The following is a 25,569-nucleotide window of genomic DNA, read 5'->3' on the forward strand; positions in this document are numbered from 1 at the left end:
TCACTCCCCTCCGGTTTCCGCGGGCAGAGCCAGCTCCACCCTGAATCTGTTGTGTTCCTGGGACCAGTGCACGCTGGCCTGGTGTTCGTAGGCGGCGGCCAGCCGCTTGCGCACATTGGTCAGGCCAATGCCTTTCCCGCTGACCGGCGGCGCGTCGGCGTCCACATCGTTTTCGACTGCCACCCGCAGGATGGAGCCGACGCGGCGCGCATGCACGCTGACCGTACCGCCTTCCGGCAGCGAGCCGATGCCGTGCTTCACCGCGTTCTCCACCAGCGGCTGCAGGATCATCGGGGGCAGCAGGCAGGGCCGCGCGTCGTCATCGATGTCCAGCCGGACGCCGAGGCGCTGGCCGAACCGCACCTTCTCGATGGCGAGGAAGTGGTTGACCAGCGTGGCCTCGTCCGCCAGCGTGACCTTGCGGTGCGCTTCCAGCCCGAGGCTGTGGCGGAAGAAGTCCGACAGCTGCAAGGTCATCTCGCGCGCCCGCTTCGGGTCCACCGAGGTCAGCGCGCTAATCGAATTGAGGCTGTTGAACAGGAAGTGCGGGTCGATCTGGGTGCGCAGCATGCGCAGTTCCGCGTCCTGCGCCATCAGCTTGGACTGCATTTCGCGCCGTTCCGCCGTGCGGCTGCGCTCGAATTCGTTAAGCAGGTAGTTCGCCATGGCCGACAGCACGTACAGCGCGATCCCGATGCCGAACACCACGGCCCGCATCGGCCTGGTGATCGCAATGCCGACGCCGCCGGAGGCCAGCACCTCGTTCCATGCCATCACCGCCGCGGTCCAGGCGCCCGCCGCCATGATCGAGGACACCGCCAGCACGCCGAGCAGCCGCAGCGAAGGCGATCCGGCCAGCGGGAAGGCGCGGCACAGGTAGTAGGCTGAAAAGCCGGCCGCGAACGCATAGACCAGCGCGGCGGGAACTGCAAGCGCAATCGCGTTCGGCCACGCGGCGCCGGTGGCGCCCACCACGAGGGCGGACAGCACCAGCCCGAGCACCAGCCATACCCCCAGGTACAGCGTGGCACCGCGCCGCGAGGCGAACGGACCGGACATCAGTTACGTACCTCGACACCGGACATGATGGCGTAGCCGCTGATGACCAGGCGCTTGCCCGCGCCGGCCGGCGAGGCGGTCTTCTCTTCGAACGCGGCCATGATCGGGGTCCCGCGCAGCACTACCGTCCAGTCGGGCGGGACGCGCAGCGTGATGCCGCCCATGACGGCGAAGACGCGGATCTCGGCGTCGCTGACGATCGACGCTTCGCGCAGGTCCAGCTCGCAGCCGCCCATGAAGGTGGTCACATGGCCGCCACGGAAGTCCTTCGAGACGATGCGGCGCTCGATCCCGCCCAGCGCGGCGGTCAGGTCGATGACCGAGTCGGCGTCGCCCTCCGCCGGGGAGGCGGTGCGCTGGAACACGGCTGCCTGGGTGCCGTTCTCGCCGCGGTTGCGCAGGGCGTTGTACACCACTGCGCCGCCCACCGCCATCACCAGCACCGGCCAGATGGTGCGCCAGCCAAAGTAGATGTAGCCCATGTGCCGCAGCGTGAGCATCACGCCGATCGCAATCAGGATGCCGCCGAAGACCCGGCCGCCGGTGTCGTGGCTGTCATACAGCTTGAGCACGCCGACCAGGATGAACATCATCGGCCAGAAGCGGAACATGTCGTTGATCTCGAAGATGTTCAGGTTATCGAGCAGGAACAGCAGTCCCATGCCGATCACGACCAGGCCCAGGATGACCTGCGCGGGCAGGCGCTTGTTGATATCGTCACTCATGGCTGATTCCTTTCTTGTCCAATGCGCGTTTTTCGAGGAATGGCTTGATCACCATGATCAGGCCGCCGGCAATGAGCAGCAGGGGCCAGCTGTTCCTGAAGGTCAGGTCGAAGCGGTCGTCGAATACCGCAAACAGCCAGGTGCCCACGAATACCATCCACAGTCCGCCCGTGAATTCGCCTGGCGTCGGCGACGCGATCATGCGCGTCAGGCCGATGAAGACGATAATCAGCGGCCAATATTGCCACATGTCATGAATGTTCAGGAAGTCCATGCGGTCGAGCAGGAAGACTGCGCCGACCACGATCAGGACCAGGCCCCAGACGACCTGCTTTCTCCATTGATTTGACGTTCCGTTGTTCACCTTGCCCTCCCGTTGAAAGAATGAGCACAGCTTAGCGGGGTGTAAGCGCGGAAGAAACCGGATTTCGGTGAGTTGCGGACGGGGGGCGGTGAATGCCGAAGAAATCGGCGGGTGGCGGGCGGGGCAGGAAGCGTCTGCCTTGTGCTGCAATAAAACCGGGGACGGTCCCCGGCAGGGACGGTCCCCTCGGTGTACCCGTGCTTACGCGGGCTGGACGACGACGATCGGAACCTGGTGGTTCTTGATCGCGTTGCGGTACTTGGACTTGGCGATCGCCTGCTTGATCGCTTCGCGTGCGATGTTGGTCTTGCGGATGTCCTTCTTCTCCTGCTTGCTGCGCTGGTGCGCTTCATCCTTGTTGCCGATGCGCTTGGTCATTCTCATTCTCCTGTTGCGTTAGGTCCTTCGATTATTGAATGCGCGCCGGAGGCGCAAAAATAGGACTGCGTGCGCTGTGCGTGTAGGATTCGGACGATTCGAAGAGGCGGACGAAAAAAAAGCGGCGCAGCCGCCGCTTGTCCTGCCGTGCCACCGGCCAGGCGCGGCACGCGCGCCTGGTCCCGGCTGCTTACGACCGGCTCAGCGAAGGCTTGAACTCCTGCGTCGTCAATCCCCATCCCAGCTGGCGCCGGATTTCCTCCGGCGTCGGCGGCGGACGCTTGTCGCGCGTGCGCTGCTCGAGGTAGGCCCGGACGACCTGCTTCGGTGGATTGGTAACGTTGGACATCACGACCTCCGCTTCTGAATTTGGTGCCGATCCTTGAGGCGACCGGCTCACCTGTCGAGTGCGCATTCCACGGTCTTTTTATATTCGCATGGCGCCTCACTCACACGACTCCATCATAAGGCCGCAACGATCACTTAACCGTTCGTTGCCGCACGTAGGGCGCTCTATTGCGGAGCGTGCGCTTGTCCGACAACGGCGAACGGGGCTGTCGGACAATACCTCATCCGTCGCTTGCGCACAGGCCGCTCCGCGCGCGCGGAACAAAAAAAAACGGGGCAGGCGCTTGCGCGGCCTGCCCCGTCCATCAAGCTACAAGGATCAGAACTTGTACTTGAGGTTCAGGTAGTACTGGCGGCCGGAGACGTCCAGCTTCTGCTGCTCTTCTTCGCTGTAGCGATAGTAGGCGCGCTTCACGTTGGTCAGATTGGTCGCATCGAAGGTCAACACCCATTTCGGGTTGAGGTACCAGCTCATGTTGAACGCCAGCGTCGTGACCGGAGCGGCCATCGTCGGCGCGGTCGGCATCAGCTGACCGTTGATGGTGACCAGACCCTGGCTGTTCGCGTTTGGCGGAGGCGCAGTGCTGGTGTTCACGTACTCGCTGCGGTAGTTCGCCACCAGGCGAGCCGACACGTGCTCGTTCTCGAAGTAGGCGCCGACGTTGGCGGCCCATTCGGACGCACCGACCAGCGGACGGCCATCGTCCACGTCGGTCTTGGCGCGGCTGACGTTCGAGGTGAAGCCGAACGGCGTATCGCCGATCGCCTGGTCGTACTGGATCTCGATGCCGCGCACTTTCGCGCCCTGGTTCGAAGCCGAGTTCACCGCGAAGGTCTTGACCTGGTTGTCGCGCGAATCGAACAGGTCGACCCGGTTGGAGCCGGCGACACCGGTCTTCACGTAGCCGTCGATGTCCGAGTAGAACACGTTCACGCCCACCATCGAACGCGGAGCGAAGTACCATGCCCACAGCGCGTCGAAGTTGGTCGCGTTCAGCGGCTTCAGGTCTGGGTTCGGGCCGGTGACCGTGCAGGCGCTATCGGTACAGGTTGGCGTACCGTAGCCGGCGCCCAGGATGTTGTAGTTCTGGCGGCCGATGGTCTTGTTCGCGGCGAAGCGGACCTGCATCTGGTCGTTCATCTCGTACAGGACGTTCACGCTTGGCAGCCAGTCGTTGAAGGTCTTGCTGGTCGCGGTCTTGTAGTACATGACGCCGGTGCGGTTCGGGAACGGCACGCCGTCGTAGTACTGCACGCCGTCGCTGGCGGTGGTGATCGCGCCAGGCACGGCCGCGCAAGGGATCGCCGGCTTGCCCGGTTCGGTGCGCTCGCACAGGCCGACCGGGATCGGGCTAGGAATCAGCGCGTTGACCTGGGTGCGGACGAAGCGCAGGCCGACGTTACCCGACCACTTGCCGCTTTCCATGTTGGCCATCAGGTAGGTCGAGGTCTGGCGCTCGCGCATGTCCAGCTCGGACGACACGCGGCGCTCCCAATCCGCGGTGGTCGGCTTGTAGTTGGCGTTGAAGTAGTTCTTCAGCGTCTCCGGGGTCAGCGTCCAGCTGGTGTTATCCCAGCCGGCCGGGCCATCCAGGCCGTCGCCGAAATCGGACGGGAACGGGATGTAGTTGCTGCTGTCCGGTGCGTTGGTCGCCAGCGCGCCGGTCTTCATCTGCGGGAAGCGGCGCGCGCTGTCGCGGCGGTGGTCGGCGTAGCGCACGCCGGCTTCCAGCGACTGGAACATGCCCTTCTCGAGCGCGTATTCGAAGTCGAACTGGGCGCTGTGTTCCTTGTCGGTGGTCTTCACGCCGGAGGCGGCGCGGCCGGTCAGCACGTAGCCGCTGCCGTCCGGGTTGCGGCCAGGGACGTTCGGGCCGGTGCCCATGTACTGCACGTAAGGCGCGTCGTGCAGGTCGCCCAGGCGGTAGGAGACGCCGGTGCCGTAGCGGGTGTAGGTCAGGCCCTGGTCGCGGCCGGTCTGGCCGACACCGCGGGTGATCGAGAACAGCGACTTGACGGTCAGGTCCTGGTTGATGCGATACTTGGTGTCGAGGTCCAGGAACGAGCTGGTGGCCTCGGCGCCATCGCGGTATGCGCCTTCGGTCTCGCCGATGTACTGCGGCGGCACGCCGTTCGCGTACACGATATCGGCGGCCTTCAGCACCTTCAGCTTGTGGCCGTACATGGTGGTCTCTTCGACGATCACCGGGTTCTTGATCTGTGCGAACACCTGTTCGCCGTTCGCGCCGACGGTCGGCGCGGCGCCGCCCTGCACGCCACCGCGGCCGCGCAGCATGCTGAACATCGCGCCCGCGTTCAGGCGGCCGAAGTTGTTTGCCTTCATACCGGAGTGGAAGCCGGTCATGGTCATGTCGAGGTCTGCGTTCGGCTTGAACTGCATCGAGAACATGCCACCCTTGCGGTCACGCACGCTCTCCACGAATTCGGTCGACATCGAGCCGGGAATACGCACGCCCTGCAGGTCCGACGCCTTGTAGCCGGTGCCGGCCAGCGATTCGTCGGTGATGCCCTTCATGGTGGCCAGGTCGATCTGGTCCCAGCCGCTGCCGCCCACATAGGCGAAGCGCGAGGCCGAGTCGCGGCGCACATAGCGCTTTTCCTTGAAGCCCTGGACGATGATGCCGAAGGTGTTCGCTTCGTTCTTCCAGTTGACGGTGGCCTGCATGTCAGGCGCCGCCTTGCCCGGCAGGTCCGCGTACGCGACGCCGGTGCTGATCATGCCGCCCAGGCGCTCTTTCTGCGCCAGCGGCTTGCGGGTGGTGACGTTGATGGTGCCGGCCAGGCCGCCGTCGACGATGTTCGCCTGCGAGGTCTTGTAGACCAGCGCCTGGTTCAGCACGGACGAAGGCATCAGCGACAGGCTGGTCGAACGGCTGCTCGACAGCTGGTCGGCGAAGTACCAGTCGCCGCCGGAGACGGTGTGGCCGTTGAACAGGATCAGGGTCATGTCCGGATTGGTGCCGCGCATCGCGACCTTTTCCGCTTCGTCGTAGTCGGTACGCACGGCCACGCCGGCGAGGCGTTGCAGCGAGTCGGCCAGGTTCTTGTCCGGCATCTTGCCGACGTCTTCGGCCGTGATGACCTCGACGTTGGCGGTGGCGTCCTTCTTGACGCTCAGCGACTTGGCCATCGAAGCGCGGATGCCGCTGACTTCGACGGTCTGGACGGGTGCGTCAGGCGCGGTTTGCGCTGCAACGGGAAGTGCGTAAAGCGCCAGCATTGCCATTGAAACGGCAGCGGCGCCCGGGGTTTTCCGAAAACTCATTTTGTCTCCTGGATCGGTATAGAGGGTGGGATGCCGGACTGATGCCAGCGTCGGCGCGAGTATTGATGAGTTCGGGAGGGAATGATAATGACAACAATGTTTCGACTCATAACCCCGCTTTATATCCAAATTGATGTGAATTTATTCATTGGGAATATTAATTAGCTTTAAACGGCCGGGCGCACTAGCGTGGACGTTTTTTCACCCGGAATTTTATGAAACGCTTCGCCCCTCTCCTGATCGCAGCGGCCCTGGCCGGCTGCGCCGTGCAGCCTGCAAAAGTCGAGACCGTGCAGCCATTGAGCATGGAACAGCTGCTAAAAAAGCAGATCTATCAAATGACGCCGCAGGAAGTGCACCGCTATATCGCGCACATGCAGCAAGCCGAACCGGACCTGCGCAAGCGCATCGCGGCGATCGGCCGGCAGAATATCGGGCAGCCGTATGTACTGAATCTGCTGGGCGAGTACCCGTTCGAGCTGCACGATACCCTGCCGATGTTCAGCCTCACGCACAGCGATTGTGTTGTTTTTGCGGAGCATACCTACGCGATGGCGCTGTCCAAATCGTGGGAAGAATTCTTCTGGATGCTGCAGCGGATCCGCTACAAGGACGGCGTGATCGGCGTCGCCACGCGCAATCACTACACCGAACAGGACTGGAACATCAATAATGGCTGGCTGGTCACGGACGTAACGGCGCAGCTGGGCGGCGACGCGACCGCCTCCTACCAGCTGACGGTGGACCGCGAGCGCTTCCTGCGCACGCGCCACAACACCGAGGTCAAGATGCCGGTGCAGGTGAGCAACGAAGCCTACATCCCGACCGAGCGCATCGGCGAGGTGCTGGGCAAGCTGCAGGACGGCGACTTCGTCAACGTGATCTCGACCAAGGACGGCGGCTACTGGGCCTCGCACGTGGGCCTGATCGTCACGGCGCCAAATGGGCAGCGCATGTTCCTCAATTCGGCCGCGCCGATGGTGCGTGAAGAGACGTTCGACGCATTCGTGCTGCGCGTGCGCGAGCGCGATGCGCGCAATGGGCCGAACGGGCAGAAGCTGGCCGGCTTCAAGTTCCTGCGGTTGAACGACCAGGTGGTGGTGCCGCCGATGCTGCCGCAGCCGCGTCCCGGCAGCTGACACCCGGGACCTCCTGCCCGCCCGTTGGCGGAATCCGCCATGTTTTAGGCGATTCCGCCATCAAGGCCAGCGTCGGGGACATCCCCGCATGGCCTGTCCCCTTCCATTCGGCTGTATCATGCGGCGATGCCAGAACAGGAAGATAGGCGCCGGATCAGCCTCGTCCAGATCCACATTGCAGTGCTGCTTGCAAGCGGGGCCGGCCTGTTCGCCAAACTGGTCCCGGTCAGCCCGGTGGTGCTGACAGCGGGCCGCACCGCGTTCGGCAGCGTCGCGCTGCTGCTGTTTGCCCAGTTCACGCACGCATCGCTGCGCCTTGGCAGCGCGCGCGACCTGCTCGCGATCCTGCTGTCGGGGCTCGTGCTGGCGATCCACTGGTTCACCTTCTTCCTGTCGATCCAGGCATCGAGCGTGGCCATCGCGCTGCTGGCATTTGCGACCTTCCCCCTGTTTACGACCTTCCTCGAGCCGGCCATCGACGGCGTGCCGCTGCGGCGGGCGGATGTCCTGACCGCCGTCCTGGTGGCCGCCGGACTGGTGCTGGTCACGCCGAGCTTCGACATCGGCGACCGGATGACACAGGGACTGCTGTGGGGGATCGTCTCGGCGCTGGCGTTCGCGGTGCTATCGCTGATGAGCCGGACCTACTCGGGGCGCTATCCGGCGCCGGCGATCGCCTTCTACCAGCAGGGCTTTGCGGCCCTGTGCACCCTGCCGTTCGCGCTGCAATGGGACGGCACGATGAACTTGGGCGACCTGCGCGACCTGGCGATTCTTGGCGTCGTGTTCACCGCGCTGGTGCAGGGACTGGTGGTGGCGAGCCTGCGGCAGCTGCGCGCGCAGACCGCGAGTGTCGTGTTCGGGCTGGAGCCGGTGTACGGGATCGTGCTGGCGTGGCTGGTGATCGGCGAGCAGCCCGGACTCCGGACGGTGGCGGGCGGCAGCCTGATATGCGGCGCGGTGCTGTGGGCCTCGTTCGCGCATCGCCCCGCGGCGCGGGCACCGTCGCCGGAGCGGTCCGTCTCCTGAGCGCGGGCGCGCAAGTGGAAGGCCGGGAACGGCCCCCCCTAATTCACTTCTTCCATGACCTTCAGGTTCTCGCCGAATACCCACACGCGGCGGATCTCGATCACATCGTACTGGGAGGCGACGTTCGGCGGGAACGCCGAGTAGCGCGCGTTCAGCCGCACGATGCTTTGCACGGCGCGGTCGATATCGGGACGGCCGCTGGAGCGCGCAAAGGATATGTCTTCCACCGTGCCGTCGCTGCGGATCGACACCACCACGGTCAGCTCGACCTGGCTGCCCCGGTGTGACGAATAGACCAGGTGGCCATTACGCTCGATCTTCTGGCGCCAGTTTTCCACGTACATCTTGAGCGGCACATCGCGGATCACGCGGCCGGCCAGCACGCGGCGCCCGTTGCGCTCGCGCTCCGGCACCGCCCGCGGCGGCGCGCCACTGAGCACGCCCAGTCCGCGCACCGCTTCGCGCGCGCGGTTGGTGATGTCGCTGTCCAGCATAGAGCGGGGGATCGTATTGCCTTTGGCCGTGCCGGCACCCAGGCCATCGCTGCGGCCCAGCCCCGAGCCTGTCCCGGGCCGCCTGTCGCCCGCCAGCACATCGCTGCCGCGCAGCGCATCGGCGGCGAGCTGCTCCTGGCTGCGGCGCTGCGCCTCCTGGGCGGCTAGGCGTTCGCGTTCCAGGCGCTGCGCCTCTTCCTGCGCCAGGCGTTCGCTTTCACGGCGACGCGCTTCCTCCGCCGCCAGCCGCTCGCTTTCCCTGCGCTGCGCCTCGAGCGCGGCGAGCCGTTCGCTTTCCTGCCGCTGCGCCTCCTGCGCTGCAAGCCGCTCGCGTTCGCGCCTTTGCGCAGCCTCCGCAGCCAGGCGCTCCGCCTCCAGCTGCGCGTTGGCCTGTTCGACCTGGCGGCGCTGCGATTCCTCGGCGGCGATGCGCTCACGCTGGCGGTGCTGGATCTCCTCGATCGCGAGCCGTTCGCGCTCGATGCGCTGCGCCTCCTCCACCGCGGCCAGCCGCTCGTTCTCGCGCCGCTGCGCCTCCTCGAACGCAAGACGCTCGCGCTCGCGGCGCTGCTCCTCTTCCATGGCAAGGCGCGCGAGCTCGCGGCGGCGCGCCTCCTCCGCCGCCACGCGCTCGCGCTCCCGGCGCTGGTCTTCCTGCGCGAGTCGCTCGCGCTCGCGGCGCTGCGTCTCCTCGATAGCAACGCGCTCGCGCTCGCGGCGCAGCGATTCTTCCGACGTCAGGCGGTCACGCTCACGGCGCTGGACCTCTTCCGCCGCCAGGCGGTCCCGTTCCCGGCGCTGGGCCTCCTCGACCGCGAAGCGCTCCCGCTCGCGCCGCTCGGCTTCCTCCACCGCCAGGCGGTCGCGTTCGCGGCGCTGCGCCTGCTCCGCCACCAGGCGCTCCTCCTGTCGGCGCAGCTCCTCGGCCGCAATGCGCTCGCGGTCCTGCCGCTCGCGCTCCGCCAGCTCGCGCGCCAGCGCCTGCTCCTGCCGCTCACGCTCTGCCTGTTGGGTTGCCGCCTCCAGCGCCAGCGCCTCGGCGGCCTTCGCGGCATCGTCGCCTGCCTCGGCGGGCGTGCCTGCAGCCTGTGCCATCGTCGCATCCGCCTCCGCATCGGTGCCGTCCTGCGCTTCCGTCAGGTCCATCGTGACCGCCTTGGCTTCCTGCGGCTCCGGCAGGGGCACCGAAAAGTCCGACTCGACCTGCGTTTGCGCGATCACGCGCGGCCCCTGGACGGGATCGGCCTTCGCGATACGCGGCGTCGCGACCTTCTTCTGCTTTTTCTTGGGCGCACTCTTCTTCACCGCGGCCTTGGGCGGCGGCGGTGGCGCCTTTGGCGTGGCCTGCGCCACGATGGTCAGCCCCTGCGCCGGCGCCGGACGCTCGGTCGGCAGCTTCTCCAGCGGCGGAGGCACCGGATCGGGCAGCGGCGGCGGTTCGGCCGGCAGTTCCAGCGTCACATTCAGCGGCGGGTTGCCCAGGCCGGGCAGGTCGATCGTCATCACACCGAACTGCAGCGAAAGCAGCAGCGCATGGACGAGCAGGGACACCGTCAGCGCCGCCGTAAAGCGGTGCTGCACAGTATCCTGCGGCGGTGCCTTCCCGATGTCTCCCACTGGCCTTCCATTGCACAATAACAACGTCCAGCATAACGCTTTCTCTTCCGCAACGCGACACGCTTGAGCAACACTTTGGCAGTATCAGATTCCGATACCGAGGTCAGGCACGCGCCCCCTCCCCGTGACGCCCCAACTTGCCGAGGCGCACCGAATCGCGGCACATATTGAACGCCCGTGGTTGAAGGCTGTCTGGCTGATCGGTCCGGCAGAAAAGTGGCGGAAGGCAACTTCGGGGTCAGGCACCCCCTTGAACCCAGGCCTGACCCCAGGGTTGAGGCAGATCAAAGGTTGGGCGGGTTTTTGCGGGGGGAAGGTAGCGTGGCCTGCCCAGCAGGAGTCGAACCTGCGACCTACGGCTTAGAAGGCCGTTGCTCTATCCAGCTGAGCTATGGGCAGTCAGCGGCGCAATTGCGCCAGATAAAAACAAAGCGGGCTGTCAATGACAACCCGCCTTGTAGATGTTGTGGTCGGAGTACAAGGATTCGAACCTTGGACCCCCTGGTCCCAAACCAGGTGCGCTACCGGGCTGCGCCACACTCCGATGTGCTGATTATACTCCCCGGCTCCCGGAAGGGCAATTTCAGCAGTAAATCTTTCAGGCGGCGACTTTGTCGGCGATGCGGCGCGCCATCGATTCGGCCATGGAGGCGTCGCGCGCTTCCACCATTACGCGGATCAGCGGCTCGGTGCCGGAGGCCCGGATCAGCACGCGGCCATTGTCGCCCAGCTCGCGTTCGACCTGTTCTTTTTCGGCAACCATGGCGGCGTTCTTGGTCCAGTCGAAGCCGGCCTCAACGCGCTTGTTGATCAGGGTCTGCGGGAACAGGGTCAGTTCGCCGCAGCAGCCGGCCAGCGATTTGCCGCTGCGCTTGAGCGCGGACAGGACCTGCAGCGCGGAGACGATGCCGTCGCCGGTGGTGTGCTTGTCGAGGCACAGCAGGTGCCCGGAGCCTTCGCCGCCGTACAGCCAGCCGCGCTCCTTCATCACCTCCAGCACGTAGCGGTCGCCGACCTTGGCGCGCGCGAAGCCCACGCCCATCTCCTTGAACGCGACCTCCAGCGCCATGTTGGTCATCAGGGTGCCCACCGCGCCCTTGACTTCGCCGACCGACATGCGGTCGCGCACCATCACGTACAGCAGTTCGTCGCCGTTGTAGATGCGGCCGGTCGCGTCGACCATGATCAGGCGGTCGGCGTCGCCGTCCAGCGCGATGCCAAGGTCGGCCTGGTTCGCGACCACCGCTTCCGACAGGGCTTGCGGGGCGGTGGCGCCGAAGCCGGCGTTGATGTTGAAGCCGTCCGGCTTGTTACCGATCGAGATCACTTCGGCGCCCAGTTCGTGCAGCACGTGCGGGGCGATGTGGTACGCGGCGCCATGCGCGCAGTCGACCACGATCTTCAGGCCGCGCAGGTCAAGCTCGTTGGGGAAGGTGCTCTTGCAGAATTCAATGTAGCGGCCCTGGGCATCGTCCAGGCGCTTGGCGCGGCCGAGGCGTTCGGACGGAACGCATTCCATCGGCTGGTCGATCGCGGTCTCGATCTCGAGTTCGACTTCGTCCGGCAGCTTGGTGCCGTGCTCGGAGAAGAACTTGATGCCGTTGTCCTGGAACGGGTTGTGGGAGGCGGAGATGACAACGCCGGCCGACAGGCGCAGCGCGCGGGTCAGGTAGGCGATGGCCGGCGTGGGCATCGGGCCGGCCAGCATGACGTCGACGCCGGCGGCGGCAAAGCCGGCTTCCAGCGCCGCTTCGAGCATGTAGCCGGAGATGCGGGTGTCCTTGCCGATCAGGACCGTCGGACGGCCGTTGCTGCCCACGCTGCGCGCGAGCGTCTTGCCGGCAGCGTAACCGAGGCGCATGACGAAGTCAGGGGTGATCGGTGCCTTCCCAACCAGGCCGCGGATGCCGTCGGTGCCAAAATATTTACGTCCCATGTGCTGTTTTCTCTTGTAGGTTCAAAGGGTTCAGGCCGATGCGTGCCACACTGCGAGGGCATCGACGGTTTCGGCGACATCGTGTACGCGCACGATTCTAGCGCCATGCGCGACTGCCGCCAATGCCCCGCCAATGCTGCCGGCCATGCGTTCGGCCACCGGCTTGCCGGTCAGGGCGCCGATCATCGATTTGCGCGAGACGCCGGCCAGCACCGGCAGCCCGAGTTCGTCGCGCATGCGGCCGATGCCGCGCATGAGGGCGAGGTTGTGCTCCAGCGTCTTGCCGAATCCGAAGCCGGGATCCAGGCAGATGCGTTCGCGCTCGATGCCGGCCGCGGTCAGCGCGTCGACGCGCTCGCGCAGGAAGGCGATGACTTCTTCCACCACGTCGCCATAATGCGGCTCCTGCTGCATGGTCTGCGGTGCGCCCTGCATGTGCATGATGCACAGCGCGCATTCGCTGTCGCGCACCGCTTCGATGGCGCCCGGCGCGCGGAAGGCGTTGATGTCGTTGATCAGGTCCGCGCCGGCGATCAGGGCCTGGCGCATGACTTCGGGCTTGTAGGTGTCGACCGAAAGCGGCTTGCCGATGTCGCGCAGGGCGTACAGGACGGGCATCACGCGGCGCAGCTCTTCTTCGAGCGGGACGGGCGGCGAGCCGGGGCGGGTCGATTCGCCGCCGATGTCGATCATGGCCACGCCCTGCTCCACCATCGATTCGGCGTGCGACAGCGCGAACTCGAGCGAGGCGAAGTTGCCGCCGTCGGAGAACGAGTCGGGAGTGACGTTCAGGATGCCCATCACAACCGCTTGTTTGTCGAGGTGGAAGCCGAAGCGGCCGCAGTGGAGGTATTGGCGCATGCTGGATTGCTAATAAATGGGACAACAAAAAGGGTGGGAATGGCCCACCCTTTATTCGGCTTGAATATCCGGGGACAGTACTGTCCGCTCAGCGGCTGCGGAGGACTGTCCCCTTCCCTGTTACGCGGGAGCCGGGGCGTTCTGGACGCCGCCGGCGCCGGCGTCGCCGCTACCGCGTTTTGGCGCGACGCCAGCCTTTGGCGGACGCGGCTCGTTGCCGGACATGATGTCGTTGATCTGGTCGGAGTCGATGGTTTCCCAGTCGAGCAGCGCCTTGGTCATCATTTCGACCTTGTCGCGGTTCTCTTCCAGCAGGCGGCGCGCAAGCGCGTACTGCGAGTCGAGGATGTTGCGGATCTCGGCGTCGACCTTTTGCTGCGTCGCTTCGGAGATGGTCTTGGTATGGCCGCCGAAGAAGCCTTCGTTCTCGGAATCCTCGTACACCATCACGCCCATCGAATCGGACATGCCGAAGCGCGTCACCATCGAGCGCGCCAGCTTGGTCGCGCGCGAGAAGTCGTTCGAAGCGCCGGTCGACATCTGGCCGACGAAGATCTCCTCGGCGATGCGGCCGCCGAACAGGATCGAGATCTCTTCCAGCATCTTGTCCTTGTAGCCCGACAGGTTGTCGTGCTCAGGCAGCTGCCAGGTCAGGCCGAGCGCATAACCGCGCGGCATGATCGTGACCTTGTGGACCGGGTCGGCCTTCGGCAGCAGCTTGGCGACCACCGCGTGGCCCGACTCGTGGTAAGCCGTGTTGCGGCGCTCTTCTTCGCGCATGACCATCGACTTGCGCTCCGGACCCATGAAGATCTTGTCCTTGGCGTCCTCGAAGTCGCTCATTTCGACCAGGCGCTTGTTGCGGCGCGCGGCGAACAGCGCAGCCTCGTTGACCAGGTTGGCCAGGTCGGCGCCCGAGAAGCCCGGGGTGCCGCGCGCGAGGATGTCGGCCTTGACGTCGGAGCCGATCGGCACCTTGCGCATGTGGACGTTGAGGATCTGTTCGCGGCCGCGGATGTCCGGCAGGCCGACCATGACCTGGCGGTCGAAGCGGCCCGGGCGCAGCAGCGCCTTGTCCAGCACGTCCGCGCGGTTGGTCGCGGCGACCACGATCACGCCGGAGGACGCCTCGAAGCCGTCCATCTCCACCAGCAGCTGGTTGAGGGTCTGCTCGCGTTCGTCGTTACCGCCGCCCATGCCGGCGCCGCGATGGCGGCCGACCGCGTCGATCTCGTCGATGAAGATGATGCACGGCGAATGCTTTTTCGCGTTCTCGAACATGTCGCGCACGCGCGATGCGCCCACGCCGACGAACATCTCGACGAAGTCCGAACCGGAGATCGAGAAGAACGGCACTTTCGCTTCGCCCGCGATGGCGCGCGCCAGCAGGGTTTTACCGGTACCCGGAGGGCCGACCATCAGCACGCCGCGCGGAATGCGGCCGCCCAGCTTCTGGAACTTGGTCGGGTCCTTGAGGAAGTCGACGATCTCGGTGACTTCTTCCTTGGCTTCGTCGCAGCCGGCCACGTCCTGGAAGGTGACGTTGTTGTTAGTGTCGTCCAGCATGCGCGCCTTCGATTTACCGAAGGAGAACGCGCCGCCCTTGCCGCCGCCCTGCATCTGGCGCATGAAGAACACCCACACGCCGATCAGCAGCAGCATCGGGAACCAGGAGATGAAGATCTGCGACAGGAACGATGGCTCCTCGGGCGGCTTCACGTCGAAGCGCACGCCGTTGTCGCGCAGGTCGCCGACCAGTCCGCGGTCGAGGATGGTGGCGGTGGTGCGGACCTTGGTGTCGTCCGTACGGGTCGCGGTGATGGTCGAACCCTCGATCACCACGTCCTTCACGCGCTTGGCTTCGATTTCGTCGAGCAGCTCGGAGTACTGGATCGGCCGGGTCGCGCCGGCTGCGCCTTGCGTGTCGAACTGCTTGAACAGCATAAACAGCAGCAGGATCGCAATCACCCAGACGGCCGACTTAGAAAACATGTTATTCACCAAATACTCCTTCGATGCGGACGCATCTTTACCTGATTCAGGACTCCGATTTTACTCGCATTGACGGGGCGCTGCCCAGTGAAGTCCGTTGCTGACATATTGCTAACTCCCGTGACTATACTGCACGGGGGCTACCCGATCCAGATTTGCGGGCGAACAGGCTAATTATCAAGGGCGGACACCCCTTCGAAGGTCCGTTTTTCGGTGGCCGGATGCTTCAAACCCCGCCCCAGCAGGAAAATCTCGGACGATTTGTCGCGGCTGGCCTTCGGTTTTTTCTGCTGCACGGTTTTGAATTCGGTCCGGAATTTCTCGACGATCTGGGTAAATCCCATGTCCTTGAAGCATTTGACCAGCAGCGCACCCTCGGGTTTCAGGTGGTATTGCGAGAATTCGATGGCCAGGTCGATCAGGTGCTCCATGCGCGCCGCGTCCGCGGTCGGGATGCCGGACAGGTTCGGCGCCATGTCCGACAGCACCAGGTCGGCCTTGCGGCCGGCCAGGATCTCGTCCAGCTTGGCCAGCACGTCCTCCTCGCGGAAGTCGCCCTGGATGAAGTGCATGTCGGCGATCGGCTCCATCGGCAGGATATCCAGGCCGATCATGGTGCCGTTGATGCCGCCGCCGTCCTTGCCGGCCAGCTTGCGCCGCACGTACTGCCCCCAGCTGCCCGGCGTACAGCCGAGGTCGACAATGACCTGCCCCGGCTTGACCAGCTTGGCCTCTTCGTCGATCTCCTTGAGCTTGTAGGCGGCGCGCGCACGGAAGCCTTCCTTCTGCGCCAGCTTGACGTAAGGGTCGTTGATGTGGTCGTGCAACCAGTTCTTGTTTAGTTTGTTCTTAGCCATTCGCGTAGAATACTGCTTTTAAAGGTAATTCCAGAATAATTATGATCAATCTCACTCCTGCCGAGCGCAAGGCGCTGCGCGCCGAAGCCCACGCCCTCAACCCTGTCGTCATGATCGGCGAAGCAGGCCTGACGCCTTCCGTGATGAAGGAAATCGGCGCCAGCCTGGACGCGCACGGCCTGATCAAGGTCCGCGTGTTCGGCGACGACCGCGAGGCGCGCATTGCGATGTACGAGGAGATCTGCGAAAAGCTCGACGCGGCGCCGGTCCAGCACATCGGCAAGCTGCTGGTGCTCTACCGCCCGAAGAAAGAGACCGTCAAGGAGCGCAGCAGCAAGGCGGGTCCGGGCATGCGCGAAGTCACCATCGTCAAGGCCAGCGCCGGCGGCAACAAGAAGCCGAGCGTGACCAAGGTGATGCTCAAGGGGAACGAACGCGTAACCCAGGGCGGTTCGATCAAGCGCGCCAAGCCGCGCCAGACCAGCCAGAAGAAGTCCGCCCTCGGTAAATAAGTAGTCCGGGGATTGTCCGCTGATCTTTAGCCGGCAAGCCCTCTACGCATCGCAGGATCAAGGGACAGTCCCCTCTGGGGACAGTCCCTTTTTATCGGCGGGTCAGGCGCACGACCAGCAGCACGCCCATCAGCGATTCCGCCGCATAGAACAGCACCGATCCCAGGTGCAGCAATCCAAACTGCGTTTTCATGTCCGCTGTCAGCGTCCCCGCGGCAGCCTGCGCGCGCAGCTCGGCCATCATCGGCTGCAAGCCGAAGTAGATCGTCAGCGCACACACCAGCATGCCGATGACCAGGCGGCGCGCATCCTGCTTCGGCCACGTCATCAGCAGCACGGCGGCGGATCCGATCGCCCACCACGCGTGCACCTTGAGCATGACCGACACCGCCTGCCCTGCCAGCGGCCTGTCCAGCGTCGCGAAAAACGCCCACGAAAACAATGCGGCCGCGCCAAGTACGCTCAGCCACATGATCGCGACGGACTGCCGCAGGCGCTCGCGCGACATCAGACGTAGCGCACTTCGAGGATTTCGTATTCGCGCGGACCGCTCGGGGCCTGCACTTCCACGACGTCGCCTGCGTATTTACCGATCAGCGCGCGCGCGATCGGCGAGGTCACCGAAATCTTGTTCAGCTTGAGGTCGGCCTCGTCCAGGCCGACGATCTGGTAGCTCACCTTCTGGCTGTTTTCCAGGTCTTCCAGGTCCACGGTCGAGGCGAACACCACGCGGCCTTCCGCGTCCAGCGTGGCCGGATCGATGATCTGTGCCGACGACAGCTTGCCTTCCAGCTCCGCGATGCGGCCTTCCACGAACGCCTGGCGTTCCTTGGCGGCGTCGTACTCCGCGTTCTCCGACAGGTCGCCGTGCGAGCGCGCTTCCGCGATCGCGTCGATGACGATGCGGCGTTCCTTGGTCTTGAGCTGGTGCAGCTCTTCCCGCAGCAACTCGGCGCCGTACTTGGTCAGTGGGGTAGTCGTTGTATTCATGTCTTTATAGCGTTCCATCAAATGAAAACCACAGAGCTGAGCGGCTTGTCGCCGCTCGAACTCTGTGGCCGGGATACTGCTTTGACGCTTAGTTTAAGGTTTTATGCAGGCCTTGTAAATCGTACACGCGCAGCTCGTCGAGATGGCGCATGCCCTGCACTGCCGCTTCTGCACCGGCGATCGTGGTGTAGGTCGGCACGCGCGAAGCCAGCGCCGACGTACGGATCGTGCGCGAATCGTTGATCGCGCTGCGCTTTTCTTCGACCGTGTTGATCACCAGGCTGATCTCGTGGTTCTTGATCATGTCGACGATGTGCGGACGGCCTTCGAGCACCTTGTTCACCGGGGTGACAGGGATGCCTGCCGCCGCGATCACGGCTGCGGTGCCCTTGGTGGCGCAGACGGTGAAGCCCATCGCCGACAGGTCGCGCGCCACGCCGACTGCGCGCGGCTTGTCGGACGCCTTCACCGACAGGAACACGCGGCCCGACTCCGGCAGCTTGACGCCGGCGCCCAGCTGCGATTTGACGAACGCTTCGCCGAAGGTGTAGCCGACGCCCATCACTTCGCCGGTCGATTTCATCTCCGGTCCCAGGATGATGTCCACGCCGGGGAATTTCACGAACGGGAACACGGCTTCCTTGACGCTGAAGAACGGCGGCACCACTTCTTTCGTGATGCCCTGCGCGGCCAGGGTCTGGCCGACCATGCAGCGCGCCGCGATCTTGGCCAGCTGCAGGCCGGTCGCCTTGGACACGAACGGCACGGTACGCGATGCGCGCGGGTTCACTTCCAGCACGTAGACGGTGTCGACCTTCTTGCCGTCGACTTCCTGCTGCTGGATCGCGAACTGCACGTTCATCAGGCCGACCACGTTCAGGCCCTTGGCCATCAGCGCGGTCTGGCGCTTGAGTTCATCGATGGTGTCCTGCGACAGCGAGTACGGCGGGAGCGAGCAGGCGGAGTCGCCCGAGTGCACGCCGGCCTGCTCGATGTGTTCCATCACGCCGCCGATGAAGGTGGTCTGGCCGTCGGACACGCAGTCCACGTCGCACTCGATCGCGTCGTTCAGGAAGCGGTCCAGCAGCACCGGCGAGTCGTTCGACACCTTGACCGCTTCGCGCATGTAGCGCTCCAGGTCGCGCTGCTCGTGCACGATCTCCATCGCGCGGCCGCCCAGCACGTAGGAAGGACGCACCACCAGCGGGTAGCCGATTTCCTGTGCCAACGCCAGTGCTTCGGTCTCGGTGCGCGCGGTGCGGTTCGGCGGCTGGCGCAGGCCCAGGTCCTGCAGCAGCTTCTGGAAGCGCTCGCGGTCTTCGGCCGCGTCGATCATGTCCGGCGTGGTGCCGATGATCGGCACGCCGTTCTTCTCCAGGTCCAGCGCGAGCTTCAGGGGGGTCTGGCCGCCGTACTGCACGATCACGCCGACCGGCTTTTCCAGCTCCACGATTTCCAGCACGTCTTCCAGCGTCAGCGATTCGAAGTACAGGCGGTCGGAGGTGTCGTAGTCCGTCGAGACGGTCTCCGGATTGCAGTTGACCATGATGGTCTCGTAGCCGTCCTCGCGCATCGCCAGTGCGGCATGTACGCAGCAGTAGTCGAACTCGATGCCCTGGCCGATGCGGTTCGGGCCACCGCCCAGCACCATGATCTTCTTCTTGTCGGTCGGGTTGGACTCGCACTCCTCGTCGTACGTGGAGTACATGTACGCGGTATTGGTGGAGAACTCGGCCGCGCAGGTGTCGACGCGCTTGTACACCGGACGGATGCCCAGCTCATGGCGGCGCGCGCGGATCGCGTCCTGCGTGGTCTGCAGCAGGAAAGCCAGGCGGCGGTCCGAGAAGCCCTTTTGCTTGAGCTTGTACAGGGTCGGCTTGTCCAGGTTATCCAGCTTCTGGGTGTCGAGCCACAGTTCGATGTCGACGATTTCCTTGATCTGGATGAGGAACCACGGATCGATGCGGGTCAGGTTGTGCACTTCTTCCAGCGTGAACCCCTGCGCGAACGCGTCGCCCACGTACCAGATGCGCTCCGGACCCGGCTCGCCAAGTTCCTCTTCGATGGTTTCGCGGTCCTTGGTCTTTTCGTTCATGCCGTCCACGCCGACTTCCAGGCCGCGCAGGGCTTTCTGGAACGACTCCTGGAAGGTGCGGCCGATCGCCATCACCTCGCCCACCGATTTCATCTGGGTGGTCAGGTGCTGGTCGGCGGTCGGGAACTTCTCGAAAGTGAAGCGTGGAATCTTGGTGACGACATAGTCGATCGACGGTTCGAACGAGGCCGGGGTCGCGCCCCCGGTGATCTCGTTGCGCAGCTCGTCGAGCGTGAAGCCGACCGCCAGCTTGGCGGCGATCTTCGCGATCGGGAAGCCGGTCGCCTTCGATGCCAGTGCGGACGAACGCGACACGCGCGGGTTCATCTCGATCACGATCATGCGGCCGTCAAGCGGGTTGATCGAGAACTGCACGTTCGAGCCGCCCGTGTCCACGCCGATCTCGCGCAGCACCGCCAGCGAGGCGTTGCGCATGATCTGGTATTCCTTGTCGGTCAGCGTCTGCGCCGGCGCCACGGTGATCGAGTCGCCGGTGTGCACGCCCATCGGGTCCAGGTTCTCGATCGAGCAGACGATGATGCAGTTGTCGGCCTTGTCGCGCACCACTTCCATCTCGTATTCCTTCCAGCCGATCAGCGATTCTTCGATCAGCAGTTCGGAGGTCGGCGAGGCTTCCAGGCCGCGCTTGCAGATGGTTTCGAATTCTTCTTCGTTGTAGGCGATGCCGCCGCCGGTGCCGCCCATGGTGAAGGACGGACGGATGATGACCGGGAAGCCCAGCTCGCGCTGCACCGCCCACGATTCTTCCATCGTGTGCGCCACGCCCGACTTGGCCGAACCCAGGCCGATCTTGGTCATCGCATCCTTGAACTTGGAGCGGTCTTCGGCCTTGTCGATGGCCTCGGGCGTCGCGCCGATCAGCTCCACCTTGTACTTGTCCAGCACGCCGTGGCGGTGCAGGTCGAGCGCGCAGTTCAGCGCGGTCTGGCCGCCCATGGTCGGCAGGATCGCGTCCGGACGCTCCTTGTCGATGATGCGCTCGACCGCCTTCCAGGTGATCGGCTCGATGTAGGTCACGTCCGCCATTTCCGGGTCGGTCATGATGGTGGCCGGGTTCGAGTTGACCAGGATGACCTTGTAGCCCTCTTCGCGCAGCGCCTTGCAGGCCTGCGCGCCGGAGTAGTCGAATTCGCACGCCTGGCCGATGATGATCGGGCCGGCGCCAATGATCAGGATGCTTTTAATGTCACTACGTTTTGGCATTTACTTTTTCTCCGCTGCTGCTTGCATCAGGCCGATGAAGCGGTCGAACAGGTAGGCTACGTCGAGCGGCCCGGGCGAAGCCTCGGGGTGGCCCTGGAAGCAGAAGGCTGGTTTGTCGGTGCGGGCAAAGCCCTGCAGCGAACCGTCGAACAGCGACACGTGGGTCACGCGGCAGTTGGCCGGCAGCGTGTCCGGATCGACCGCAAAGCCGTGGTTCTGCGAGGTGATCATCACCTTGCCCGAGTCGAGGTCCTGCACCGGGTGGTTGGCGCCGTGGTGGCCGAACTTCATCTTCACGGTCTTCGCGCCCGCGGCCAGGCCCATCAGCTGGTGGCCGAGGCAGATGCCGAAGGTCGGAATGCCGCGCTCGACCAGCTCGCGCGTCGCTTCGATCGCGTAGTCGCATGGCTCCGGGTCGCCGGGACCGTTGGACAGGAAGATGCCGTCCGGGTTCAGCGCCAGCGCGTCGGCCGCGCTCGACTGGGCCGGCAGCACCGTCACGCGGCAGCCGCGTTCGGCCAGCATGCGCAGGATGTTGAACTTGACGCCGTAGTCGAATGCGACCACGTGGAACCGGGGTTCTGTCAGCTTCTCGCAGCCCACGCCGAGCTTCCACTCTTTCGTGGTCCACTCGTACGCGGTCTTGGTCGAGACGACCTTGGCCAGGTCCATGCCGGCCAGGCCCGGGAACGAACGGGCCAGCTCGATCGCCTGCGCCTCGGAAGGCTCGTTGCCCTGCGTGCCGACCAGGATGGCGCCGCCCTGCGCGCCTTTTTCGCGCAGTATGCGCGTCAGCTTGCGGGTGTCGATGCCGGAAATGGCCACGATGTTCTCGGCCTTCAGGTAGTCCGACAGCGACTGGGTGGAACGGAAGTTCGATGCCATCAACGGCAGGTCGCGGATGATCAGGCCGGCGGCGTGGACTTTGGTCGCTTCCACGTCTTCCGGATTGACGCCGACGTTGCCGATGTGCGGATAGGTCAGCGTGACGATCTGGCGCGAATAGCTCGGGTCGGTCAGGATTTCCTGATACCCGGTCATTGCGGTGTTGAAAACGACTTCGCCGGTGGTATGGCCGGAAGCGCCGATGGAAATGCCCCGAAAGATGGTCCCGTCAGCAAGTGCCAGGATTGCAGGAACGGATGGGCCAGAAAAAAATGGCGGCAAGGGTAACTCCTGTAAAGTTACCGTAGCATCGCCACGTCAGACCGGCATCCCGCAATGCACGCGCGCGTTGTGGCGCGAAGGCGGGGGACCATTTTGAATGAGGGTGTGTGGTAGGCGCTACGGTATGTGTATTTGGTGGCTAAACCTGCAAATTATAGCGTGGATTGGCGTTCGCCGCAATGCAGCAGACGCCGAATTTCGGGTACGATTCCGGTGAACAGATGTAACGGAGGAAGTTTTCATGTTCGGAAAAGATGTACCCATCTACCGGCCCGGCCCCAACGAACGGGCCGCGGTATTCGTACCGCATAACGCACCGGACCAGGCGGTACGGGACCTGCTCAGGAACGGTTCCGGGATGGTCGGCTTCGGCAACCCCGACGGCACCCTCACGGTGTACTTCGAGAATAACAAATTCAACGATTCTTCGCTTCAGCGGTGGCAGGACAAGTGCTTCAAGGCGTACGACCGCATGACCAAGGGAGCACCGACGGTCAACAAGGTGACGGCGGACTCCGGCAACTTCGTCCAGGTGGGACTCATCGAAGGCCACGAGATCCTGGTGACCGACATGGCGCTGCTGCACCGCTGGCTGGAGCGCTGCGGCGTGATGGACTCGGCGCCTGAGCAGGCGCAGATCAACGCGGGCCCGCCGGAAAAGCGCAAGCACCTGTAGTTAGGCGAAGATAGCCGCAGATCCCGCCAGATCGGCGGAATTGAGCGAAGATCGAAGCTCTTCCTAGCCGATCGCTGCGATGCCTGCGCGCGCGACCTGCGCGTCTTCGCTCGACTTGACGCCGGACACGCCCACGGCGCCCACCACATGGCCGTCGACGATGACGGGCACGCCGCCTTCGAGCATGCCGTCGATGAACGGCGCCGTCACGAACGACACGCGGCCGTTGTTGATCATGTCCTCATACACCTTGGATTCGCGCCGGCCCACCGCCGCGGTCACCGCTTTCGACGGCGCGATATGGGCCGAAATCGGCGCCGCGCCATCCAGGCGCTGCAGCCACAGCAGGTGACCGCCATCGTCCACGATGGCGATGGTCACGGCCCACTTGTTGGCCACCGCTTCGGCTTCGGCCGCAGCGGCGATTTTCTTGACCTCGGCAAGGCTGAGTACTGGCTTGGTTTGCATGTTCGTTCCTCTTATTGGCTGGCGATCGGCGCCGGCGCCTGTTTCGCCTTCAGTTTTGCCTTGAGCTGGTTCATGACGGCAAACGCCGCCTGCTCGCCCGCCAGGATCGCCTCGTTGCGGCTGGCAAAGTCCTGGCTCTTCATGGTACCCAGGCGCGGCTGGATCACCACGTCCGCATCCTTCAGCTCGTAGTGGTTCAGGCGCTGGCCCATGATCGAGAAGGTCTGCATGATCACGTCCAGCGAGCTTTGCGTGGCTTGCGTATCGGTCTGGGTCGAGATGTTGACCGCGATGATGAATTCGCCGCCCATCTCGCGCGCATACTTCACCGGCACCGGCGCCACCAGGCCGCCATCCACGAACGTGCGGTTGCCGATCGTGACCGGCTGGAAGACGCCCGGCACGGAGGACGACGCGCGCACCGCCTGCCCGGTATTACCGCGCACGAACAGGATCGGCTGGCCGTTCTTCAGGTCTGTCGCGACGGCGCCGAACGGGATCTTCAGCTTTTCCATCGCGCGGTTGCCGATCACCTTGTTCACGTAGTTCTGCAGCGCCTCGCCCTTCAGGACGCCGGACGACTTGCCAAACAGCGGCAACGCCCAGTCGGTGATCATCGCCTCGTCCATGTCCATGGCCATTTTCTGCAGCGCGAAGCCATTGTGGCCGGCCGCGTACATGGCGCCCACCACGCTGCCGGCACTGGTGCCGACCACGATGTCCGGCACGATGCCTTGCGATTCGAGCGCCTTGATCACACCGATGTGGGCGAAGCCGCGCGCAGCACCGCCGCCCAGGGCCAGCGCGATCTTGACCTTGCGCGGCGGGAGCACGACGACTGGCGGCGGGGCCACCGCCACCGGCGCCGCAGGCGCGACCGGTTCGGGCGTGCTGCCGCAGCCGGCCAGGACCAGGGCGCCCAGGGCGAACAGGAAGGAGCGTTTGGAAAGGGATTGTCGAGCGTGCATTGATTGGGAAAGGGTGACTGAAGGCGACCCCGATTGTAACGCATGGGAGGGCGACCGTCCCCGCAGGGACCGTCGCCCTCCCTGGATTACGCCGCGGGGAAGGTGGCGGCGAAGGTGCTGCCCTTGCCGGGCTGCGATTCGATCGAGAGCTGGCCGCCGTGGCGCAGCAGGACGTGCTTGACGATGGCCAGCCCCAGCCCCGTGCCCTGCGTCTCGCGCGAACGGCTCTTGTCGACGCGGTAGAAGCGCTCGGTCAGGCGCGAGATGTGCACCTGGTCGATACCGATCCCGGTGTCCGACACGGCATAGCGCGGTCCCCGCTCCGACTGGCTCCAGCTGATATGCACACTGCCGCCCTCCGGCGTGTAGCGCACGGCATTCGACGCCAGGTTTGCGAAGGCGCTGCGCAATTCCTCGGGACTGCCCATCAGGTCCGGACCGTCGATGCTCACCGTCACCTCATGCCTGCCGCCGGACAGCGCACGCGCCTCCCCGGCCACGTCCTCGACCAGAGCGCGCATGTCCACCAGTTCGGGGCGCAGCGGATAGTCGGCCGATTCCAGCCGCGACAGCGTCAGCATGTCGTCGATCAGCCTTTGCATGCGATGGCCCTGCTCGGTCATCAGCTTGAGGTGCGCTTCGCGCGTGGCGGGATCGAGCTCCTTCTGCGTGGACGCGATCTCGAGGAAGCCGACGATCACCGTCAGCGGTGTGCGCAGCTCATGCGACGCGTTGGCGATGAAGTCGCGCCGCATCTCTTCGATGCGCTGCGCCTCGGTGGTGTCGTGCGTGACGAGGATCTGGCGGCGGTTCTCGAACGGGATGATCTGCACCACCAGCTTGCGGCCGCGCAGCGACAGCGTGAGGGGCTGCTCGTAGCGGCCCAGGACGACGTAGTCGATAAAGTCGGGATGGCGCACCAGATTGGTCACGCGCATGCCCTTGTCGCGCTCGAGCGTGAGCCCCAGGTGGCGTTCGGCGGCGGGGTTGCACCACTCCAGAAACAGCACGTCGTCCATGATCGCGACGCCGTCCGGCAGCAGGCGCATGGCCTGGCGGAAGCGTGCCAGCCACTCGGCCAGTTCGGCCTGGCTGCGTTCGTCGTCGCGGCGCATGCGGTACAGGCGCGCGAAGATCGCGGTCCAGGCGCCCCACCCGTCCGGCAGGCGCGTGGAGGACGGATCGTCCATCCACATCGACAGGCGGTAGAGGTAGTGGAGCTGGGTGCCGACAAAGTACAGCAGGATCATCGCGGCAAAGGCGAAGCCGTCGCGCGGCGTGGCCAGCCAGCCGACCAGCGCGGACAGCACGCCGACGAGGGCAAGGCGCAGCAGCGCGGGGACCCAGAACAGCAGTTTTGGATTCATCTGGTTTCTTCGACGGT

General features: G+C 64.8%; 22 protein-coding genes and 2 tRNA genes. 4 read left to right on the forward strand and 20 right to left on the reverse strand.

The features are described from left to right. The 6 genes from ACFSQR_RS04290 to ACFSQR_RS04315 all read right to left on the reverse strand — a co-directional run bounded on the left by ACFSQR_RS04290 (position 1) and on the right by ACFSQR_RS04315 (position 6,160). Positions 1-1,059, reverse strand: a complete 1,059-nt coding sequence (locus tag ACFSQR_RS04290) for a sensor histidine kinase (protein ID WP_377728386.1) — start codon at positions 1,057-1,059, stop codon at positions 1-3. Beyond that, entirely contained in the window at positions 1,059-1,784 is a 726-nt protein-coding gene (locus tag ACFSQR_RS04295) for a LiaI-LiaF-like domain-containing protein (protein ID WP_377728387.1), read from the reverse strand. The genes ACFSQR_RS04290 and ACFSQR_RS04295 overlap by 1 nt, the downstream gene beginning before the upstream one ends. After that, positions 1,777-2,148, reverse strand: coding sequence for a LiaI-LiaF-like domain-containing protein (locus ACFSQR_RS04300; protein WP_377728388.1), 372 nt, complete (start codon positions 2,146-2,148; stop codon positions 1,777-1,779). Before ACFSQR_RS04300 ends, ACFSQR_RS04295 begins: the two co-directional genes overlap by 8 nt. 201 nt (positions 2,149-2,349) lie before the next feature. Continuing rightward, a complete protein-coding gene (locus ACFSQR_RS04305) occupies positions 2,350-2,526 on the reverse strand; it encodes a hypothetical protein (protein WP_377728389.1) in 177 nt (58 codons plus the stop codon). A gap of 190 nt (positions 2,527-2,716) precedes the next feature. Next, positions 2,717-2,875 carry a hypothetical protein gene (locus ACFSQR_RS04310; protein ID WP_377728390.1) on the reverse strand — a complete coding sequence of 53 codons (159 nt, stop codon included), beginning with the start codon at positions 2,873-2,875 and terminating at the stop codon, positions 2,717-2,719. Between the two features lie 318 nt (positions 2,876-3,193). Next, positions 3,194-6,160, reverse strand: a complete 2,967-nt coding sequence (locus ACFSQR_RS04315; protein WP_377728391.1) for a TonB-dependent receptor — start codon at positions 6,158-6,160, stop codon at positions 3,194-3,196. A gap of 215 nt (positions 6,161-6,375) precedes the next feature. Between ACFSQR_RS04315 and ACFSQR_RS04320 the strand changes: the two genes are divergently transcribed. Beyond that, positions 6,376-7,299, forward strand: a complete 924-nt coding sequence (locus ACFSQR_RS04320) for an N-acetylmuramoyl-L-alanine amidase-like domain-containing protein (protein WP_377728392.1) — start codon at positions 6,376-6,378, stop codon at positions 7,297-7,299. Between the two features lie 126 nt (positions 7,300-7,425). Then, entirely contained in the window at positions 7,426-8,328 is a 903-nt protein-coding gene (locus ACFSQR_RS04325) for a DMT family transporter (protein WP_377728393.1), read from the forward strand. A 38-nt stretch (positions 8,329-8,366) separates the two neighbouring features. On the opposite strand, the gene ACFSQR_RS04330 is transcribed toward ACFSQR_RS04325, so the two are convergent. From ACFSQR_RS04330 to ACFSQR_RS04360, 7 genes are all read right to left on the reverse strand, one after another. Further along, the gene (locus tag ACFSQR_RS04330; protein WP_377728394.1) at positions 8,367-10,403 is read right to left on the reverse strand and encodes a TonB C-terminal domain-containing protein; all 2,037 of its coding nucleotides are present in this window, start codon (positions 10,401-10,403) and stop codon (positions 8,367-8,369) included. Positions 10,404-10,761: 358 nt separating this feature from the next. Next, positions 10,762-10,838, reverse strand: a tRNA-Arg gene (locus tag ACFSQR_RS04335). Positions 10,839-10,906: 68 nt separating this feature from the next. After that, positions 10,907-10,983: transfer RNA gene (locus tag ACFSQR_RS04340), tRNA-Pro, on the reverse strand. Positions 10,984-11,037: 54 nt separating this feature from the next. Further along, a complete protein-coding gene (gene glmM, locus ACFSQR_RS04345) occupies positions 11,038-12,375 on the reverse strand; it encodes a phosphoglucosamine mutase (RefSeq protein ID WP_377728395.1) in 1,338 nt (445 codons plus the stop codon). Between the two features lie 30 nt (positions 12,376-12,405). Next, entirely contained in the window at positions 12,406-13,236 is an 831-nt protein-coding gene (gene folP, locus ACFSQR_RS04350) for a dihydropteroate synthase (protein WP_377728396.1), read from the reverse strand. 120 nt (positions 13,237-13,356) lie between these two features. Further along, the gene (gene ftsH, locus ACFSQR_RS04355; protein WP_377728397.1) at positions 13,357-15,237 is read right to left on the reverse strand and encodes an ATP-dependent zinc metalloprotease FtsH; all 1,881 of its coding nucleotides are present in this window, start codon (positions 15,235-15,237) and stop codon (positions 13,357-13,359) included. 161 nt (positions 15,238-15,398) lie between these two features. Beyond that, positions 15,399-16,085 carry an RlmE family RNA methyltransferase gene (locus ACFSQR_RS04360; protein WP_377728398.1) on the reverse strand — a complete coding sequence of 229 codons (687 nt, stop codon included), beginning with the start codon at positions 16,083-16,085 and terminating at the stop codon, positions 15,399-15,401. Positions 16,086-16,126: 41 nt separating this feature from the next. On the opposite strand from ACFSQR_RS04360, the gene yhbY reads away from it, so the two are divergent. After that, positions 16,127-16,597 (forward strand): ribosome assembly RNA-binding protein YhbY, encoded by a 471-nt coding sequence (gene yhbY / locus ACFSQR_RS04365; RefSeq protein ID WP_377728399.1) that lies wholly within the window; start codon positions 16,127-16,129, stop codon positions 16,595-16,597. A 91-nt stretch (positions 16,598-16,688) separates the two neighbouring features. Here yhbY and ACFSQR_RS04370 read toward each other — a convergent pair whose 3' ends face one another. The 4 genes from ACFSQR_RS04370 to carA all read right to left on the reverse strand — a co-directional run bounded on the left by ACFSQR_RS04370 (position 16,689) and on the right by carA (position 22,073). After that, the gene (locus tag ACFSQR_RS04370) at positions 16,689-17,069 is read right to left on the reverse strand and encodes a DUF4149 domain-containing protein (RefSeq protein ID WP_377728400.1); all 381 of its coding nucleotides are present in this window, start codon (positions 17,067-17,069) and stop codon (positions 16,689-16,691) included. Between the two features lie 35 nt (positions 17,070-17,104). Beyond that, positions 17,105-17,587 (reverse strand): transcription elongation factor GreA, encoded by a 483-nt coding sequence (greA, locus tag ACFSQR_RS04375; RefSeq protein ID WP_377728401.1) that lies wholly within the window; start codon positions 17,585-17,587, stop codon positions 17,105-17,107. An 88-nt stretch (positions 17,588-17,675) separates the two neighbouring features. Beyond that, positions 17,676-20,906 carry a carbamoyl-phosphate synthase large subunit gene (carB, locus tag ACFSQR_RS04380; protein WP_377728402.1) on the reverse strand — a complete coding sequence of 1,077 codons (3,231 nt, stop codon included), beginning with the start codon at positions 20,904-20,906 and terminating at the stop codon, positions 17,676-17,678. Continuing rightward, positions 20,907-22,073 carry a glutamine-hydrolyzing carbamoyl-phosphate synthase small subunit gene (carA, locus tag ACFSQR_RS04385; RefSeq protein WP_377728403.1) on the reverse strand — a complete coding sequence of 389 codons (1,167 nt, stop codon included), beginning with the start codon at positions 22,071-22,073 and terminating at the stop codon, positions 20,907-20,909. 241 nt (positions 22,074-22,314) lie between these two features. Here carA and ACFSQR_RS04390 point away from each other — a divergent pair, with 241 nt between their 5' ends. Further along, entirely contained in the window at positions 22,315-22,749 is a 435-nt protein-coding gene (locus ACFSQR_RS04390; protein WP_377728404.1) for a hypothetical protein, read from the forward strand. A gap of 63 nt (positions 22,750-22,812) precedes the next feature. Here the strand turns inward: ACFSQR_RS04390 and ACFSQR_RS04395 are convergent, their stop codons facing one another. From ACFSQR_RS04395 to phoR, 3 genes are all read right to left on the reverse strand, one after another. Beyond that, positions 22,813-23,217 (reverse strand): heme-binding protein, encoded by a 405-nt coding sequence (locus ACFSQR_RS04395; RefSeq protein WP_377728405.1) that lies wholly within the window; start codon positions 23,215-23,217, stop codon positions 22,813-22,815. Positions 23,218-23,228: 11 nt separating this feature from the next. Next, positions 23,229-24,185, reverse strand: a complete 957-nt coding sequence (locus ACFSQR_RS04400) for a patatin-like phospholipase family protein (protein WP_377728406.1) — start codon at positions 24,183-24,185, stop codon at positions 23,229-23,231. An 86-nt stretch (positions 24,186-24,271) separates the two neighbouring features. Then, entirely contained in the window at positions 24,272-25,552 is a 1,281-nt protein-coding gene (gene phoR, locus ACFSQR_RS04405; RefSeq protein ID WP_377728407.1) for a phosphate regulon sensor histidine kinase PhoR, read from the reverse strand. Between the last annotated feature and the right edge of the window lie 17 nt (positions 25,553-25,569).

The sequence above is a fragment of the Pseudoduganella sp. GCM10020061 genome (assembly GCF_042683405.1).
Taxonomy (GTDB): domain Bacteria; phylum Pseudomonadota; class Gammaproteobacteria; order Burkholderiales; family Burkholderiaceae_D; genus Telluria.

Coding starts and splice junctions, on each gene's coding strand:
- greA (WP_377728401.1), bottom strand. CDS start 17,587: ATGAATACAACGACTACCCCACTGACCAAGTACGGCGCCGAGTTGCTG.
- ACFSQR_RS04360 (WP_377728398.1), bottom strand. CDS start 16,085: ATGGCTAAGAACAAACTAAACAAGAACTGGTTGCACGACCACATCAAC.
- ACFSQR_RS04320 (WP_377728392.1), top strand. CDS start 6,376: ATGAAACGCTTCGCCCCTCTCCTGATCGCAGCGGCCCTGGCCGGCTGC.
- ACFSQR_RS04390 (WP_377728404.1), top strand. CDS start 22,315: ATGTTCGGAAAAGATGTACCCATCTACCGGCCCGGCCCCAACGAACGG.
- ACFSQR_RS04325 (WP_377728393.1), top strand. CDS start 7,426: ATGCCAGAACAGGAAGATAGGCGCCGGATCAGCCTCGTCCAGATCCAC.
- folP (WP_377728396.1), bottom strand. CDS start 13,236: ATGCGCCAATACCTCCACTGCGGCCGCTTCGGCTTCCACCTCGACAAA.
- phoR (WP_377728407.1), bottom strand. CDS start 25,552: ATGAATCCAAAACTGCTGTTCTGGGTCCCCGCGCTGCTGCGCCTTGCC.
- ACFSQR_RS04305 (WP_377728389.1), bottom strand. CDS start 2,526: ATGACCAAGCGCATCGGCAACAAGGATGAAGCGCACCAGCGCAGCAAG.
- ACFSQR_RS04290 (WP_377728386.1), bottom strand. CDS start 1,059: ATGTCCGGTCCGTTCGCCTCGCGGCGCGGTGCCACGCTGTACCTGGGG.
- ACFSQR_RS04295 (WP_377728387.1), bottom strand. CDS start 1,784: ATGAGTGACGATATCAACAAGCGCCTGCCCGCGCAGGTCATCCTGGGC.
- glmM (WP_377728395.1), bottom strand. CDS start 12,375: ATGGGACGTAAATATTTTGGCACCGACGGCATCCGCGGCCTGGTTGGG.
- carB (WP_377728402.1), bottom strand. CDS start 20,906: ATGCCAAAACGTAGTGACATTAAAAGCATCCTGATCATTGGCGCCGGC.
- ACFSQR_RS04395 (WP_377728405.1), bottom strand. CDS start 23,217: ATGCAAACCAAGCCAGTACTCAGCCTTGCCGAGGTCAAGAAAATCGCC.
- ACFSQR_RS04310 (WP_377728390.1), bottom strand. CDS start 2,875: ATGTCCAACGTTACCAATCCACCGAAGCAGGTCGTCCGGGCCTACCTC.
- yhbY (WP_377728399.1), top strand. CDS start 16,127: ATGATCAATCTCACTCCTGCCGAGCGCAAGGCGCTGCGCGCCGAAGCC.
- ACFSQR_RS04400 (WP_377728406.1), bottom strand. CDS start 24,185: ATGCACGCTCGACAATCCCTTTCCAAACGCTCCTTCCTGTTCGCCCTG.
- ACFSQR_RS04370 (WP_377728400.1), bottom strand. CDS start 17,069: ATGTGGCTGAGCGTACTTGGCGCGGCCGCATTGTTTTCGTGGGCGTTT.
- ACFSQR_RS04315 (WP_377728391.1), bottom strand. CDS start 6,160: ATGAGTTTTCGGAAAACCCCGGGCGCCGCTGCCGTTTCAATGGCAATG.